15 protein-coding genes and 1 pseudogene are annotated in these 15,114 nt (G+C 65.4%); 7 read left to right on the top strand and 9 right to left on the bottom strand.

Features of this window, described 5'->3' with window-relative positions; translation table 11 throughout:
• Positions 1–15: 15 nt before the first annotated feature.
• Positions 16–117 (bottom strand): annotated as a pseudogene (locus M8J71_RS06020) (IS982 family transposase); the annotation flags it as partial.
• Positions 118–289: 172 nt separating this feature from the next.
• Here M8J71_RS06020 and M8J71_RS06015 point away from each other — a divergent pair.
• Positions 290–1,255 carry a quinone oxidoreductase family protein gene (locus M8J71_RS06015; protein ID WP_256247038.1) on the top strand — a complete coding sequence of 322 codons (966 nt, stop codon included), beginning with the start codon at positions 290–292 and terminating at the stop codon, positions 1,253–1,255.
• Positions 1,256–1,332: 77 nt separating this feature from the next.
• Here the strand turns inward: M8J71_RS06015 and pheT are convergent, their stop codons facing one another.
• Together pheT and pheS are read right to left on the bottom strand one after the other, a co-directional pair.
• On the bottom strand, positions 1,333–3,876 hold the full coding sequence (gene pheT / locus M8J71_RS06010; RefSeq protein WP_256247037.1) for a phenylalanine--tRNA ligase subunit beta: 2,544 nt from the start codon (positions 3,874–3,876) through the stop codon (positions 1,333–1,335).
• A gap of 2 nt (positions 3,877–3,878) precedes the next feature.
• Positions 3,879–4,940, bottom strand: a complete 1,062-nt coding sequence (gene pheS / locus M8J71_RS06005; protein ID WP_256247036.1) for a phenylalanine--tRNA ligase subunit alpha — start codon at positions 4,938–4,940, stop codon at positions 3,879–3,881.
• Positions 4,941–5,149: 209 nt separating this feature from the next.
• Between pheS and M8J71_RS06000 the strand changes: the two genes are divergently transcribed.
• From M8J71_RS06000 to M8J71_RS05990, 3 genes are all read left to right on the top strand, one after another.
• Entirely contained in the window at positions 5,150–5,629 is a 480-nt protein-coding gene (locus M8J71_RS06000) for a hypothetical protein (RefSeq protein ID WP_256247035.1), read from the top strand.
• Between the two features lie 3 nt (positions 5,630–5,632).
• On the top strand, positions 5,633–6,436 hold the full coding sequence (locus tag M8J71_RS05995; RefSeq protein ID WP_305478536.1) for an SIMPL domain-containing protein: 804 nt from the start codon (positions 5,633–5,635) through the stop codon (positions 6,434–6,436).
• 71 nt (positions 6,437–6,507) lie between these two features.
• Positions 6,508–7,695 carry an Rv2578c family radical SAM protein gene (locus tag M8J71_RS05990; RefSeq protein WP_256247034.1) on the top strand — a complete coding sequence of 396 codons (1,188 nt, stop codon included), beginning with the start codon at positions 6,508–6,510 and terminating at the stop codon, positions 7,693–7,695.
• On the opposite strand, the gene M8J71_RS05985 is transcribed toward M8J71_RS05990, so the two are convergent.
• Positions 7,692–8,141: a (deoxy)nucleoside triphosphate pyrophosphohydrolase gene (locus M8J71_RS05985; protein ID WP_256247033.1), complete on the bottom strand. Its 450-nt coding sequence runs from the start codon at positions 8,139–8,141 to the stop codon at positions 7,692–7,694. The genes M8J71_RS05990 and M8J71_RS05985 overlap by 4 nt on opposite strands.
• 166 nt (positions 8,142–8,307) lie before the next feature.
• Between M8J71_RS05985 and M8J71_RS05980 the strand changes: the two genes are divergently transcribed.
• A complete protein-coding gene (locus M8J71_RS05980) occupies positions 8,308–9,516 on the top strand; it encodes an MFS transporter (RefSeq protein WP_256247032.1) in 1,209 nt (402 codons plus the stop codon).
• 106 nt (positions 9,517–9,622) lie between these two features.
• On the top strand, positions 9,623–9,898 hold the full coding sequence (locus M8J71_RS05975; RefSeq protein ID WP_256247031.1) for a GlsB/YeaQ/YmgE family stress response membrane protein: 276 nt from the start codon (positions 9,623–9,625) through the stop codon (positions 9,896–9,898).
• Positions 9,899–10,010: 112 nt separating this feature from the next.
• Here the strand turns inward: M8J71_RS05975 and M8J71_RS05970 are convergent, their stop codons facing one another.
• The 4 genes from M8J71_RS05970 to infC all read right to left on the bottom strand — a co-directional run bounded on the left by M8J71_RS05970 (position 10,011) and on the right by infC (position 12,853).
• Complete coding sequence (locus tag M8J71_RS05970) at positions 10,011–10,922, bottom strand: TrmH family RNA methyltransferase (RefSeq protein ID WP_256247030.1); 912 nt, start codon at positions 10,920–10,922, stop codon at positions 10,011–10,013.
• A gap of 66 nt (positions 10,923–10,988) precedes the next feature.
• Complete coding sequence (gene rplT, locus M8J71_RS05965; RefSeq protein ID WP_163164571.1) at positions 10,989–11,381, bottom strand: 50S ribosomal protein L20; 393 nt, start codon at positions 11,379–11,381, stop codon at positions 10,989–10,991.
• Between the two features lie 162 nt (positions 11,382–11,543).
• The gene (gene rpmI, locus M8J71_RS05960) at positions 11,544–11,696 is read right to left on the bottom strand and encodes a 50S ribosomal protein L35 (protein WP_256247029.1); all 153 of its coding nucleotides are present in this window, start codon (positions 11,694–11,696) and stop codon (positions 11,544–11,546) included.
• Between the two features lie 116 nt (positions 11,697–11,812).
• Positions 11,813–12,853, bottom strand: a complete 1,041-nt coding sequence (infC, locus tag M8J71_RS05955) for a translation initiation factor IF-3 (RefSeq protein ID WP_374114814.1) — start codon at positions 12,851–12,853, stop codon at positions 11,813–11,815.
• Positions 12,854–13,243: 390 nt separating this feature from the next.
• On the opposite strand from infC, the gene M8J71_RS05950 reads away from it, so the two are divergent.
• Complete coding sequence (locus tag M8J71_RS05950) at positions 13,244–13,630, top strand: DUF1844 domain-containing protein (protein WP_104042762.1); 387 nt, start codon at positions 13,244–13,246, stop codon at positions 13,628–13,630.
• A gap of 142 nt (positions 13,631–13,772) precedes the next feature.
• Here the strand turns inward: M8J71_RS05950 and M8J71_RS05945 are convergent, their stop codons facing one another.
• Positions 13,773–15,071 (bottom strand): MFS transporter, encoded by a 1,299-nt coding sequence (locus M8J71_RS05945; RefSeq protein WP_256247028.1) that lies wholly within the window; start codon positions 15,069–15,071, stop codon positions 13,773–13,775.
• Positions 15,072–15,114: the final 43 nt, after the last annotated feature.

Raw genomic sequence — 15,114 nt, 5'->3', positions numbered from 1 at the left:
TAAGTCCTATTGGATTTAGTGGTCGTAGGCAATGAGTGAGCGCTTGCGGGGCGCGTTGATGCGCCAGTTGTGCCAGATGCCTGCGGCGAGGGCGAGGAGTCTGGCTGCCACCCGGGCGTCCAAATAGACGTAAAGTGTGGTCAGGAGAGTGTTTAGTTGCGAGTTCACAACCCCGGCTTAACACTCTCCGCCCTACTTTAAAAGCTCCCGCGCCCCGCCACGGCAATAGGACTTACTCATCTAGGATGGGTGGACCGGGCAAGGAAACTCCGGCCCGCGGAAGGAATCCATGACGCACGCCATTGTCGCCGGGCAAGCCGGTGGTCCCGAAGTCCTCTCTTATGTACCGGTTGAGCGCCCCGTTCCCGGTCCCGGACAACTGCTGGTCCAGGTAGCGGCAGCGGGGGTTAACTTCATCGATACATACAAGCGCAGCGGCGTATACAAGGTCCAGTATCCCTTCATTCCGGGATCTGAAGCTGCGGGTACGGTCGTGGGACTTGGCGAAGGGGTTACGGGGTTCGCCGAGGGAGACCGCATAGCCACCGCGGAGGGCCATGACTGCTACGCCGGCTATGCCCTCGTGGACGCGGATAAAGCGCTGCCCGTGCCGGAGGGACTTGACGATGCCACCGCAGCCGCCCTGCCGCTGCAGGGCCTGACGGCCCATTACCTGGTCAATTCCACCTTCAAGGTTCAAGCCGGCCATAACGTCCTGCTACACGCCGGCGCAGGCGGGGTGGGCCTGCTGCTCATCCAGCTCCTCAAGGCCAAGGGAGCACAGGTCATCACCACCGTGTCCACCGACGAGAAGGAAGACCTGGCGCTCGGAGCCGGGGCGGACCACGTTCTGCGGTATGACGGCTTCGACGACGCCGTGCGGGACCTCACCGGCGGCAAGGGCGTTGACGTGGTTTATGACGGGGTGGGCAAGGACACGTTTGACGGCTCGCTTCGCGCCCTTCGCGTACGGGGCATGCTTGCCCTGTTCGGCGCAGCCTCCGGCCCCGTCCCGCCCGTGGATCCGCAGCGCCTGAATGCAGGGGGTTCATTGTTCCTGACCAGGCCCACGATGGCCCACTATTTGCAGGATGCCGCGGAACGGCGCTGGCGCTCGGACGAAATTTTCGCGGCGGCTGCCGACGGCAGCCTCAAAGTCCGGGTGGGTGGCCAGTACCCGCTGGCGGAGGCCGCCCAGGCTCACCGCGACCTCGAAGGGCGCCGCACCACCGGTAAGGTCGTGCTGATTCCGTAGGCTCCTGCCCACACGAAAACAGGAGGTCCCGCAGCCACAACAAGGCTGCGGGACCTCCTGTTTGCAGAAGCTGCGGGCTAGCGCTGGACCGCGCCGAAACGCTCAGCCGCCAGTGCCACAGCGCCTTCCCGTGCGGCTGACGCCTCGTCCGCCGTGAGGGTACGGTCATCGGCCCGGAACCGGAGTCCGAAGGCCAGGGACTTCTTGCCCTCTTCAATGCCCTTGCCGGCGTAGACGTCGAACAGCGCTACGTCCTCCAGCAGTTCACCGGCACCTTCGCGGAGTGCGGCCAGCACGTCGTCGGCCGGTACCTCGGCAGGGACCACCAGCGCCACGTCCTGGGTGGCCACCGGGAACGTGGAGATGTGGCGCGCCACGATCACGTCCGGCGCGGCCTCAAACAACGCGTCCGCGTTGATCTCCAGGGCAACCGAGCGGGCTGGCATATCGGAAGCAGCGAGGAGTTTGGGGTGCAGTTCTCCCGCATAACCCACCACTTCCCCTGTCCGCAGGGACAGCTTCGCCGCGCGTCCGGGATGGAATGCCTGGTGGCTGCCTTGGCTGACCACTACCTCCACGCCCAGGACGTCCCCGGCAAGGCGTGCGATGTCCAGGGCGTCTGCCCAGTCCCACACCCGCGGTGCATGCGCAGCCGCGGCAGGGGAATCGTGTCCCGTAAGGACCACGGCAAGGTGGAACGGCTGGGCGGGAACGCCGTCGTACAGTCCGTCCAGTACCTCATCGGCAGGCTTCACCCCGAGCGGCGGGATGGAGTCCGTGCCCATCCCCTCGGCCGGCAGGAACACCAGGCCTGATTCGAAGAGTGCCAGGTCGCGGAACCCGCGCGAGTGGTTGCGCTTCGCCACCTCGATGAGTCCCGGCAGGATGGAGGTCCGCAGGAAGCCCTGCTCCTCGCTGATCGGGTTTGCCAGCTTGACGGCGCTGCGGGCGGCACCCTCTTCAGGCATACCGAAGGTGTCGTTGGCCGCCTTTGAGACAAACGGGTAGGACAGCACTTCGGTGAGGCCGGCGTCCGCCAGGGCTTGGATCAGGCGGCGGCGCTGCTGCTGCACACGCGTGAGGCCGCGGCCTGGAGGAGCCACCGGCAGCGTGGCGGGGATCTGGTCGTAACCCACCAGGCGGGCGATCTCCTCGGAGAGGTCCTCCTTGGTTTCCAGGTCATGCCGCCAGCTCGGGGCAGTAACGCTCCAGCCGCCGTCGTTCTTCACCACGGCTGCGCCAAGGTCCTCAAGGGACGTAACGATCTGCTCTTCAGTGAAATCGATGCCGATCCGGGCGGCAGCAAAGGCCGCCGGAAGTTCAATCGTGACAGAGTCAGGGGCGGTCCCCACGTCGGTTCCGGCCTCGTCCGCCGTGCCACCGGCCAGTTCCACCAGGAGGTCGACCACCCGCTGTGCGGCGATATCGGCGATATGCCAGTCCACGCCGCGTTCGAAACGCTTGGATGCCTCGGACGGCAGCTTGTGCCGGCGGCGGGAGCGGGCGATGGAAACTTCATCGAAGTGTGCGGCTTCAACGAGGATGTTCGACGTCGAATCGCCCACCTCGGTTGCCGCCCCGCCCATAACGCCGGCGATGCCGATGGGACCGGAAGCGTCGGTGATCAGGAGGTCCTCGGCATCGAGCGCGCGTTCCTTGTCATCCAGCGTGGTGATCTTCTCACCCGCCAGGGCCCGGCGCACCACAATGTCACCGGACAGCTTGTCCAGGTCGTAGCAGTGCGTGGGCTGGCCAAGCTCGAACATGACGTAGTTGGAGATATCCACCGGCAGCGAGATGGAACGGACGCCGGCCAGCCGGAGCCGGGAAACCATCCACGGCGGGGTGGGCCGGGTGGCATCCACGCCGCGCACGGTGCGCGCCACAAAGCGGTCGCAGCCGGGCTTGCCGTAGATGGGGGCGTCGTCGTTGATCTTGACGCCGTAGCCGCCCGAAAGTTCAGCCGGAGCGTTGACGCGGGACGCGGGATCGGTGAAGGAGGTACCGGTGGCGTGGGCGTACTCGCGGGCAACGCCACGAATGGAGAAGGCGTAGCCGCGGTCCGGGGTGACGTTGATTTCCGCGGCTTCATCGTAGAGGCCCAGGAGTTCCATGGCGTCGGTGCCGATTTCCGGATCCAGCCCGATGCGGGACAGCACCAGGATCCCGTCATGGTCCTCGCCGATGCCCAGTTCGCGGACTGAGGCGATCATGCCGGCGGAGAGGTGGCCGTAGGTCTTCCGGGCGGAGATGTGGAAATTTCCCGGCAGCACGGCACCCGGCAGCGTCACCACTACCTTGTCGCCCTCCACGAAGTTGTGGGCGCCGCAAATGATGCCCTGCACACCGGAGGGATCGATGCCCTTGCCGGTGAGGGTCTGTTCCTGCCCCTCGGGAACAACACGGACCTGGCACCAGTTGATGGTCTTGCCGTTGGTCTGCGGCTCTTTCACGAGGCTCAGGACCTGGCCCACAACGATGGGACCCTGCAGGGTGTCCGTGGGACGGTGGACGTCCTCTTCTTCGAAACCGACCTTGACCAGCTCGGTCATTACCTCTTCGGCCGTAGCTCCGGCCGGTACCTCTGCGCATTCACGCAGCCAGGAAAGTGGGATACGCACTGTTAGATCTCCATCCCGAAGTGCTCGCTGAAACGTACATCGCCTTCGATCATGTCGCGCATGTCCCCCACCTCGTTGCGGAACATCAGGGTGCGTTCGATGCCCATGCCGAAGGCAAAACCTGAATAAACGTCCGGATCGATGCCGGCGGCGCGGAGCACGTTGGGGTTGACCATGCCGCAGCCGCCCCACTCGATCCAGCGCGGGCCGCCCTTGGCGCCGGGGTGCCAGATGTCCAGCTCTGCGGACGGTTCGGTGAACGGGAAGTAGTTGGGGCGGAGCCGGATCTGGGCTTCCTCGCCGAACATCTGCCGGGCGAAGTGCTCCAGGGTGCCGCGCAGGTCAGCCATGCTGAGCTTCTTGTCGATGGCCAGGCCCTCAAACTGGTGGAACACCGGAGTGTGCGTGGCGTCCAGCTCGTCGGTACGGAACACCTTGCCCGGGCACAGCACGTAGATGGGCAGCTCGCGTTCCAGCATGGAGCGGACCTGCACCGGAGAAGTGTGCGTGCGCATCAGGAGGTGGGCCTCGGGCGGCTCCACAAAGAAGGTGTCCTGCATCTCGCGGGCAGGGTGGTCCGGCTTGAAGTTCAGGGCGTCGAAGTTGAACCATTCCGATTCAACTTCCGGTCCCTCCGCGATTTCCCAGCCCATGCCCACGAAGATGTCCGCGACGCGGTCCTGGAGGGTGGAGAGGGGGTGGCGGGCGCCGGCACGACGACGGCGCGGAGCGGCGGTGACGTCAACCGTCTCCTCGAGGAGGATGCGTGCGTCGTTTTCCGCTTCCAGCTCTGCCGTACGGTCCGCGAGCGCCTTGTTGACGCGTCCGCGGGATGCGCCCATCAGCTTTCCGGCGACGGCCTTCTGGTCCTTGGGCAGCTTGCCGATTTCGCGGTTGGCGAGGCTGAGCGGCGACTTCTCACAGGTGTGCGCGAGCCTCACCGCCTTCAGCTCGTCAAGGGTGGCCGCTCCGGCGATGGCGGCGGTGGCCTGGTCTACAGCGGCAGTAATGGCGGCTTCATCCGTGGGGTTCGGGATGGCGGCGCCCGGCAAAGTTTCAGTCATCTACTGTTCTTAGCTACGAGTCGTGGCTGCCGGTGAACGGGCAGCCTGCACGGTTTCCCGGCGGCTCGTCCGTCACTGGCAGGTCATGGATGAATGCCCTTAATTCACGTGCAAATCTCAGTTCATTCAATGACCAGGTCAGGGCATACCGGCAAAGCCGGCGGCCACTGCCCTCCAGTCTAATTGAACGGTCCGGCTACCATGTCCTCATGACACCACGGCAGCCTGCGGAGCTTCGGGCGCCCCTGACTGTGCCGCAGCGGCTGCGGCTGGCAGCCAATGTGATCAACGGCAGCACTGTCCTCGGACTCGCCGTGGCCACAGCGGCCAGGACGGAGCTCAGCAACGGCCCGCGGGGCCTGATTATTGCCGCCGGATACCGGTGGCGGCTGCCGTTCGCCGGCGCGTTCACAGTGGGGAACGTGGTCTTGTGCCGCTGCACCGCAGCCGACTTGGTGTCCCGGCCGGCGCTGTTGGGGCACGAGGAAAAGCACTGCTCCCAATACGCGTGGTGCCTGGGTATCCCATTCCTGCCGTTGTACTTCCTCGCCGCCGGCTGGTCCCTGATCCGTACCGGCAATCCGGGCACGGGCAACATCTTCGAACGCCATGCCGGACTGCAGGCGGGCGGCTACCCTGCCCTCGGGACCCGGCGCCGGCGCCCCGATCCATCTGAAGTGGAGGCCTGACCCATGCAGACGGAACCGGACCGCGATTCAGCACATGACGACGTCGGGCGTGACGGGTACCAGCCCGGCGGCAGCATGCAACCCGGCGGCGCTCAGCCCGGCGGTTCTGGATCCGGGAGGGCCCACTCCGCTGACACTGGCTCCGGCGGCACTGGCTCCGGCGGCGCACGATCCGTGGGAACGGTGAGTGTCACCGGGACCGGCTCGGCGGAGGCTGCCCCTGACCTGATGGTGGTTTCGATTGGTGTGGAGTGCCGTGCCGACTCGGTGGAGGCCGCCTACTCCCGGGCCGGCTCCAGTTCCGAAGCAGTCTCTTCCGCCTTCAGCCGGCACGGCGTTGAGGGGTCCGACATTCGCACTACTGGCCTTAACGTGCGCGCGGACCTCGCGTGGAAGGAAGGCGAAGGGCAGCGCGTCACGGGATACATTGCCGCCAGCACCCTCACCGTAAGGCTGCGGGCACTCGATGCCGCCTCGGCCGCAATCTCAGAGGCCGTCGGGGCGGGCGGCAACGAGGTCCGCCTGAACGGCCTTGAACTGACCTTCACCGACGACGCGGCGGTGCGGGCACGTGCGCGGGAGGCTGCGTGGCTGGACGCATTGGGGACCGCCCGGCAGTATGCCCAACTCGCCTCCGCCCGGCTGGGACGGGTGGCTTCGGTAGCGGACAACACGCCGGTCCAGGGTCCGGTGCCGCTGGCGCGGATGCAGCGGGCTGCTGCTGTGGAATCCCTCACCGTGGAGGCGGGGAACTCCGAAGTGGCCGCGGCCATCACTGTCGTGTGGGAGCTCCTGACCGGCCCCTAGCCAGGCTTTGATGAGCCGCCGGTGCCGCGCAACGCTTGACTTAAGTTCGAACATACATTCGAATAGACCCTATGAGATGGGATGCCCAAGCACTGCTGCCGCCGCCGGCAGAAACTCTTGCCGCTGGCGCGCCAACTGCGCTGCTTCCCCTCGCCGGCCTGGTCAGGTCTGTCACCACACCTGATTTCGCGGGCATCACGTTCCATGAGGTCACTGCCAAATCGGTGCTCAACAAAATTCCGGCCGGTTCACGGATGCCTTTTGAATGGACCATCAACCCCTACCGCGGCTGCAGCCACGCCTGCGTGTACTGCTTCGCCAGGAAGACCCACACCTACCTTGATTTCGACGCCGGGCTGGATTTTGACAGCCAGGTAGTGGTGAAAGTCAACGCGGCCGAAGTCCTGCGGAAAGAGCTGGCCAAACCTTCCTGGACCCGCCAGCAGGTGGCTCTGGGCACCAACACGGACCCGTACCAGCGCGCCGAGGGCCGCTATCAGCTGATGCCCGGGATCATCAGCGCCCTGGCCGACTCCGGCACTCCCTTGTCAATCCTGACGAAGGGAACACTGTTGGCCAGGGACATACCGCTGTTGAAGAGTGCGGCCACGCAGGTGCCTGTGGGCGTCGGCATTTCGCTCGCCATGACCGACGAAGCGCTGTCGGAAGCCGTCGAGCCTGGCACGCCGGGACCACGGGCGCGGCTGAAACTGGTGTCCCGGCTCCGTGACGCCGGGCTGCCGTGCGGGGTTATGGCCATGCCCATCCTGCCGTGGCTCTCGGACAGTGACGAAGCCCTGGATTCACTCTTCGCCTCCCTCGCTTCCGCCGGAGCCACCGGTGTAACGGCCGGTGCGCTGTACCTCAAGCCGGGCACCAGGGAATGGTTCATGAAGTGGATCGCCGCGAACCATCCCGGGCTCGCCGGCCACTACCGGCGGCTGTACGGAACCGGTTCCTACGCTTCAAAGGAATACCGCGCCTGGCTCGCCGGGAAAGGCCGCTACTTCAAAGCACGGCACGGCTTTTCCCATTCGTCCGGCTTCAGCCACCGGGACCTGGACGATCCCCGCGGCGAGGAAGCGGAGTACCCGGCAGGCATCATCCCGGCCATGGCGTCCGAGGGCGGCACCGGAACAACTCCGCCGGGAAAGCCCGATTCGCTGTCGTCAACCACGTCGAAGGCAGCATCGCGTCCTGCGGCATCCGGTGCCTTGCCCGGCACATCAGGCCCGGCCGGACAGGAAACCCTCTTCTAGGAGCGCCCTTTTCCTGCCGGCAGGGCCAGCTCCGCCAGCAAGGCACGCACGATGGGAAAGTCAGCAGGAATCCACGGCAGGCCAAGGACCTCGTCGTGGTTGTCCAGGGACACCCACCGCAGCTCATCGTGGTCTTCGAGGGGCTGCGGCTCACCCTGGACGATTTCCGCGAACCAGACCCGCATACTGGCCCGTTCGTTCAGCGGCCAGCCGTGGCGGGCTTCGGCCTGAAGCTCCCCGCCCAGACGCGCCCCGATTCCCAGTTCCTCGGACAGCTCGCGGCAGAGCGCTGCCTCCGGCTCTTCGCCCGGTTCCACCTTGCCACCCGGGAACTCCCAGAGCCCGGCCAGCTTCTCCGGCGCACTGCGGCGTGCCACGAGCAGCATGGTAGGTTCCCGGAGGCGGTCAACTACGGCTCCGCCCACCACCTGTATCAGTCCAGTCACCGGCCCATTCTATGGGGGACAATGGAAGGGCCCGGGGCACTGATTCCATGCCCGGGGAATACCTGTACGCCACCGGAGGTTTTCCCGGGGGTCCAGGCCTCATCCCAGCCCCACAGCCGTGGCTGCAGCCCAACCTTGTATCACCAGCACTTCGAAAAGCAGGCACATGAGCAGCGTCCTACAGTCGCCCACGGCAAAAAGCACCCCCTCCCCCAACATCGCCATGGCGATCCTCGCCCTGGCGATGGGAGGGGTGGGAATCGGCGTCACCGAGTTCACCATGATGGGCCTGCTCAAGGAGGTGGAACAGGGCCTGGGCATCAGCACGCCCGAAGCCGGGCACCTCATCTCCGCCTACGCGCTGGGAGTGGTGGTGGGCGCACCGCTGCTTGCCGCCGTCGGTGCAAAACTTCCGCGCAAGAACCTGGCACTCGGACTCATGCTCTTCTTTACCGTCGCCAACCTCACGTCCTTCCTGGCGCCGGACTACGGAACCATGCTGGTGTCACGTTTCGCGGCCGGGCTGCCGCATGGCGCATTCTTTGGTGTTGCCGCCGTCATCGCTGCCTCGCTCGTGCCGCCCACCCGCCGCGGCTGGGCGATCTCCATGGTGATGGCGGGCCTGAGCATTTCCAACGTCATCGGCGTTCCGGCGGCAACCTGGGTGGGGCAGACCTACGGCTGGCGGCTGCTGTTTATCCTGGTAGGCCTTCTCGGAATTCTGACCCTGGTCCTGATTTGGCGGTTTGTTCCGTTCCATGAGGCCCATCCTGATGCCAGCATCCGGCGTGAACTGGGGGCTCTGAAGCGGCTCCAGGTGTGGCTCGCCATCATGATCGGCATCGTCGGCTTCGGCGGTTTCTTTGCCACGTACACGTACATCTCCCACACGATGACCCACGTGGCCGGACTCCCGTCAGCTCTGATTCCGCTGGTAGTGGCCCTCTACGGACTGGGCATGGTGGCCGGCAACGTCGTCGGCGGCAGGATCGCCGACAAATCCGTGATGGGTACGCTCTACAGCGTGCTGCCTGCCATCGCGGTGGCCCTGGTGGTCTACGCGATCGCTGCCCAGTGGCCCTGGTCAGCCCTGGTGATGGTCTTCGTGGTGGGCGCCGCGGGCTCCATGCTCGTACCGGCGCTGCAGACCCGCCTGCTGGACGCCTCCCCGGACGCGCCGTCGCTGGCGTCGTCCCTGAACCACGCCGCCCTGAACGTGGCCAACGCGCTCGGCGCTTTCCTGGGCGGCCTGGTCATCGCCTGGGGATGGGGCTACGTTGCCCCCGCGCTGGTGGGCGCATGCCTGGCCGTCCTGGGCCTTGGCGTCGCCGTTGTAAGCGGCGTGCTGGAACGCAAAAGGCCGCTGACCGCCTGATTGCATGCACCAGCACCAAACCATAAGCATGCTGACATTGTGCAGGCCCCTATGTTAGCTTGATGCTCATCGGGAGGGTTTATCCCGGTCACTATAAGGAGGAGACATGGGTTTTCTTGCTTGGATTATTCTCGGCCTGATTGTTGGGGCCATCGTTAAAGCCGTGATGCCCGGCAGGGTAGGCGGCGGTTGGGTCACCAGCCTGGTTCTTGGCGTGGTAGGCGCAATTGTAGGCGGCTGGATCGGCAGCCTGCTCTTCAACAGGGGCGAACTCGCCTTCTTCGATCTCGGCACGTGGATTCTCGCCATCGTAGGCGGCCTGGTGGTCGCCGGCATCTACGGTGCCATCACCGGGCGCGGCAAAACCTCCCGCGCGCCCTGAGTTCCGGGTACACCAAAATTTCACAGAAGCGAGGGCTCCGGAGAAACCGGGGCCCTCGCTGTGTGTCAGGGTCTGCGTGTCAGGGGCTGTGTGTCAGGGTACGTACGAATAGCTACGCCGTCAGGGCGGCCGGCAGGTGCTGCGAACGCGCACTGGCGTAGAGGCACACGGTGGCTGCAGTGCCCAGGTTGAGGCTTTCTGCAGCACCGTAGACCGGGACCGCCACCCGGTGGTCCGCCAGGTCCAGCTCCTCCTGGGACAACCCCTGGGCCTCATTTCCGAACAGCCAGGCCGTGGGATTTTCCAGGTCGTACTCCGACGGGGCTCCGTCCCCGGTCAGCCGGCGCCGGGCGTTCTCGTCCTGCAGCGCATCCAGGTTGAGGGAGCCGTAGCCGTCAGCAGCCAGGATACCGATCCCCCGCGCCCGGCATGCCGCTGCCAGTCCGTTGACGTCGGCTCCCAGCACCACAGGAAGGTGGAACAGGGATCCGGCAGTGGAGCGGACCGCCTTGGGGTTGTAGATGTCAACGCTGGAGCCGGTGAGAACCACCGCGTCTGCTCCCGCCGAATCCGCCGCGCGGAGGACGGTTCCGGCATTACCCGGGTCGCGGACCTGGCACAGTACGGCAATCAGGCGCGGGCCGGCGTCGAGCACTTCTTCCAGCGTCACATCCAGGAAACGGCAGACGGCAATGATGCCTTGCGGGTTGACGGTGTCTGCCATGGCGGCCAGGACCTCGTCTGTGGCCAGCCGGGCGTTCGTGCCCTCAGTGACTTCCTCGAACTCCGGAAACCGGTCCAGGCAGGCTTCGCTGGCGAACACCTCGGTGACCACCCCGGGGGCTCCCTCGGCGAGGCGCTGCTGGTGAAGCTTCAGCGCTTCGCGGACTGCCTGGGGGCCTTCAGCCAGGAACTGCCCGCGCTTTAAACGCGCCGGGCGCCCGGCAAGTTTTGCCACATCCTTAACCCGATCTGCTCGGGGGTTGGAGAGTGGAAAATCCTGCGGGCGCCCGGTTTCGTTCATATAGGAAACTTTAGTGGCTAGGGCCACCAGTTCCTGAACTGCCCCTCGTGTGAGGGAAGGCAGGTGCTACTGTGCAGCGACAACCTTCTTGGCGGAGGTGTCGGCCGGCAGCGAGTCCTTGGCAACCTGGACCAGCGCAGCGAAGGCGTTGGCGTCCGAGACGGCCAGCTCGGCCAGCATACGGCGGTCAACCTCAACCTCAGCGGCCTTCAGGCCCTGGATGAGACGGTTGTAGGTGAGGCCATTGGCGCGGGAAGCAGCGTTGATGCGCTGGATCCACAGGCGGCGGAAGTCGCCCTTCTTCTTCTTGCGGTCGCCGTAGCTGTAGACAAATGAGTGCAGCAGCTGCTCTTTTGCCTTGCGGTACAGACGCGAACGCTGTCCACGGTAGCCCTTTGCGCGTTCAAGGATAACCCGGCGCTTCTTGTGGGCGTTGACCGCCCTCTTCACACGTGCCACGTGCGTACTCCTTCGAAAATTCTGCTCCCAAGCATCTACTGCCGGAGTTCCCCGGCGGCCTGAGAAGGCTTTTTGGTAGGTGACTTACACCAGGTGGTGGTCCGTCAAAGAACTTGGAAACTAGATGCCGAGCATCTTCCGGATGACCTTGGCGCGGCTCTTTTACACGATCTTGTCGCCGGCGAGGCGGCGGGTCAGCCTGGAGGACTTGTGCTCGAGGTAGTGGCGGCGGTTGGCCTGCTGGCGGCGCAGCTTGCCGCTGCCGGTCAGCTTGAAGCGCTTCTTAGCACCACTGTGGGTCTTCATCTTCGGCATGGGAACCGATCTCCTTACATGTCCGCAGGCTGGGCCTGCAGTTCTATCGCGCAGCTGCCCCTGGGGGCGGCGTGCTGGTTGCTGACTGCCGGAGGGCGACCTCCGGCAGCTGTGGACTAAGTGGTCTTCTTGCCAGCCGGCTTCGGCACTGCCTTGGGGGCAGGGCGTGTGGCAGGCTTGGGTGCGGCGGGCCTGGCCACCGGCTTCGGCGGAGCAGGAACTGCTGCGGGCTTCGGCGCCGCGGCTGCCGGCTTGGCAGCTTCGGGCTTTTCAGCAACTGGCTTGGGGGCCGGTGCAGCAGCCTTCGGTGCGGAGGCAGCGGCCCTCGGCGCGGGAGCCTTGGGAGCTTCCTTCCGGGGAGCCTCCTGCTTCGGAGCTTCCTTGACAGCCTCCTGCTTGGGAGCTTCCTTGACGGCCTCCTGCTTGGGAGCCTCCTGGACAGATTCCTTGGCAGGCGCGGCAGCCGCGGCAGGTTCGACGGCGGGAGCCGCCTCCTGCACGGGAGCTTCAGCTACTGCTTCCGGTTCCGTCGACACCGTGAATCCCTCGGGAAGCAGGTCCGCGAGGGACTGCGTCAAGGGTGCCTGGTCGCTGCCGGAAACGTCGACACGGCCGGTTGCCTTGGCTTCGTTCTGCGCTTTCGCTTCAGCCCGCTGCGTTGCGCGGCGTGCCTCAGCCTTGGCCTCAGCCTTGTTCTTCAACGGGCCAACCACCATGACCATGTTGCGGCCGTCGATCCGCGGGCTGGATTCAACCACGCCAACTTCAGCGACGTCGTCGGCAAAACGCTGCAACAGCCGGATGCCCATTTCCGGACGCTGCTGTTCGCGGCCTCGGAACTGGATCATGGCCTTGACCTTGTCCCCGGCGCCGAGGAAGCGCAGTGCATGCCCGCGCTTGGTCTCGTAGTCGTGGGTGTCAATCTTCAGGCGGAAACGGATTTCCTTCAGAACGGTGTTCGTCTGGTTCTTCCGTGCTTCACGTGCCTTGACCGCGGCCTCGTACTTGTACTTGCCGAAGTCCATCAGCTTGCACACCGGAGGCTTAGCCTGAGGTGCAACTTCAACGAGATCAAGGTCGGACTCGGCGGCCAGACGCAGGGCATCCTCAATACGGACGATTCCTACCTGTTCACCTGCAGGGCCGACCAGCCGCACCTCGGGGACGCGGATACGCTCATTGATTCTTGGCTCGCTAATGTTAAAGCTCCTGTGTTGTTGTGGGATCCCGGCAAATAGAGAAGGCCCCCAATTGCCGGAGCAATCGAAGGCCTCGAGGATTGGCTGTGCGCGTCCCGCTCAAGGGACTGCACGGATGGTTCCGGCCTGTGCCGGTTCCGCTGCCAACCAGTACCCGGCAACCTTGCGTTCCATGGATCCTGCGGAACTGCGGCTGACGCGGGTGGGAGAGAACTCCGCTTGCAAACTGCATGCCATCTTACAGAAAAAATTCCCGTCAACGCAGTGAAGCGCCGGTGGGAACCCTTGATCGTTTGGAACAATCTCTGAAATAACGACATCCAGTCGGTCTGTGTCAAGCTTACCAGTATGAGCACCCCAGACAGTAATTCATACGTTTTCGAGCCTGCGGACGCCGGTTCCGACGTCTCCCAGCAGATTCGCGACATTTCGGAAGTGCCGGCCATTGAGGTCATCACCACTGCAGCCGTTCACCTGATGAGTGCCGCTGCGGTCAAGCTTGGCCTGGCTGCCGAAGACAACGCCGAGGAGCTGAAGGACCTGGACGAGGCCCGGAAACTGATCACGGCCCTGGCCGGTTTGGTTACCGCGGCCGCCCCGGAGATCGGTTCCCAGCATGCAGGCCCGTTGCGCGACGGCCTGCGTTCACTTCAGCTGGCCTTCCGCGAGGAGTCGTTGATCCCCGATGCTCCGGGCAAGGGCCCGGGCGAAAAATACACCGGCGCGGTCAACTGAGGCCGTAACGCACTACGCAGTTCACGACGGCGGGCCTTTCCTCACGAGGGGAGGCCCGCCGTCGTGCTTCCCCTCGGAGTTTTTGTCCAGCTATGAATCCGCCGTCCCGGAAGTCCGCATAGCCGGACAAAAACTCTGTGCCTCAGGCTGTGATTTTGCTTCTGCGGCGGTGCTGGAGCACCAGTCCGATGAGGCACAGCACCACGCCGGCCGCGCCCACCGAAACAAAGCCCCCGGACGGCCCCACCTGGTCGATGAAGACGCCGGCCAGGGGTGCCCCGAGTGCAACCCCCGCGGTGAGGGCGGAGCCGTACCAGCCCATCGCCTCGCCGCGCCTCGCTTCGTCCACCAGGTCCGCCACCTTCTCGGAGGCTGACGAGAGTACCGGGGCGCACAGGAGCCCGGGAAGGATGGCAGCCAGGGCCAGCGTCCAGGTGTCATGGGCGAATCCCATGGGGATGGTCAGGGCTGCCATGCCGAGGAGCAGGACAATGGGCGGGACGGGCCGGTGCATGGCACCGTAAATGAGCCCACCCACGACCGAGGCTGCGCACCAGAACAGGAAAACAATACCGATCTCGGCCTGGTGGCCGCCGGTTTCCAGCGCTGCCACAATTCCCACATCCGTGCCGCTGAGGACCATTCCGGCGCCGGCGGCAACGGCGAAGAGGGCGGCCACGGTGGCGGTGAACCAGGTGAAGCTGCCCGCAACCTTCTCCTTCAGCCCGGTGCTGCGGGCATAAGGCGCCGCAGCCGGGGCCAGGTCCGCGGCGGCTTCCTGCAGGTGGGCCGGGGCTGTGGAGACCACGGCGGCCTCGGCCGCACGCTGCTGGTCCGCCTCGCAGTCGTCCCCGGAAGCAGCACTTCGTGTTGGCGGATTGAACCACATCAGGAACAGGCCGGCCAGCGACGTGCAGACGCCCACGATGGTCAGGCCCGCCACGCTGAAGCCGCTGGTGGCCACGATGGCGCCCGCGGCAGGCCCGATCATAAAGACCACTTCGGTTGTGATCGCGTCCAGCGCGAAGGCGGTCCGGCGCTGTTCGCCGTCGGCCAGTACGCCGAGGGACTGGCGTACCACGCTGAAGATGGGCAGCGTAAGCAGCCCACCGACAAACACCAGTGGAAGGAGCCACTGGTAGGAGACGTGCGGCACTATCGACCAGATGACCGTCTCGGACACCACAGAGGGAATCAGTGCCTTGCGCAGGCCTACAGTGTCCACCCGCCGGCCCCGCCACGGAGCACCAAGGGCGATGCCGATGGTCATCACGGCAGCGGCCGCACCCGCCGCCGCATACCCTTCGCCCAGGGTGAGGACGATGTGCAGGGTCAGCAGCACTCCGGCCGCCGAGTGCGGGATACGGGCGATCATGCCGACCAGAAGCAGCCGCCTGATGGGCTGGACGGCCAGCAACTCCCGGTAGAGAGCGAAATTCACGAAAGAATCCTTCGGTCTGCCGCAGCCGGCCGGGGATCCCCCT

The organism is Pseudarthrobacter sp. R1, from assembly GCF_024494415.1.
Lineage (GTDB): Bacteria > Actinomycetota > Actinomycetes > Actinomycetales > Micrococcaceae > Arthrobacter.
The sequence above is the reverse complement of the archived record's forward strand: the minus strand, read 5'-3'. Positions and strand labels throughout refer to the sequence as shown.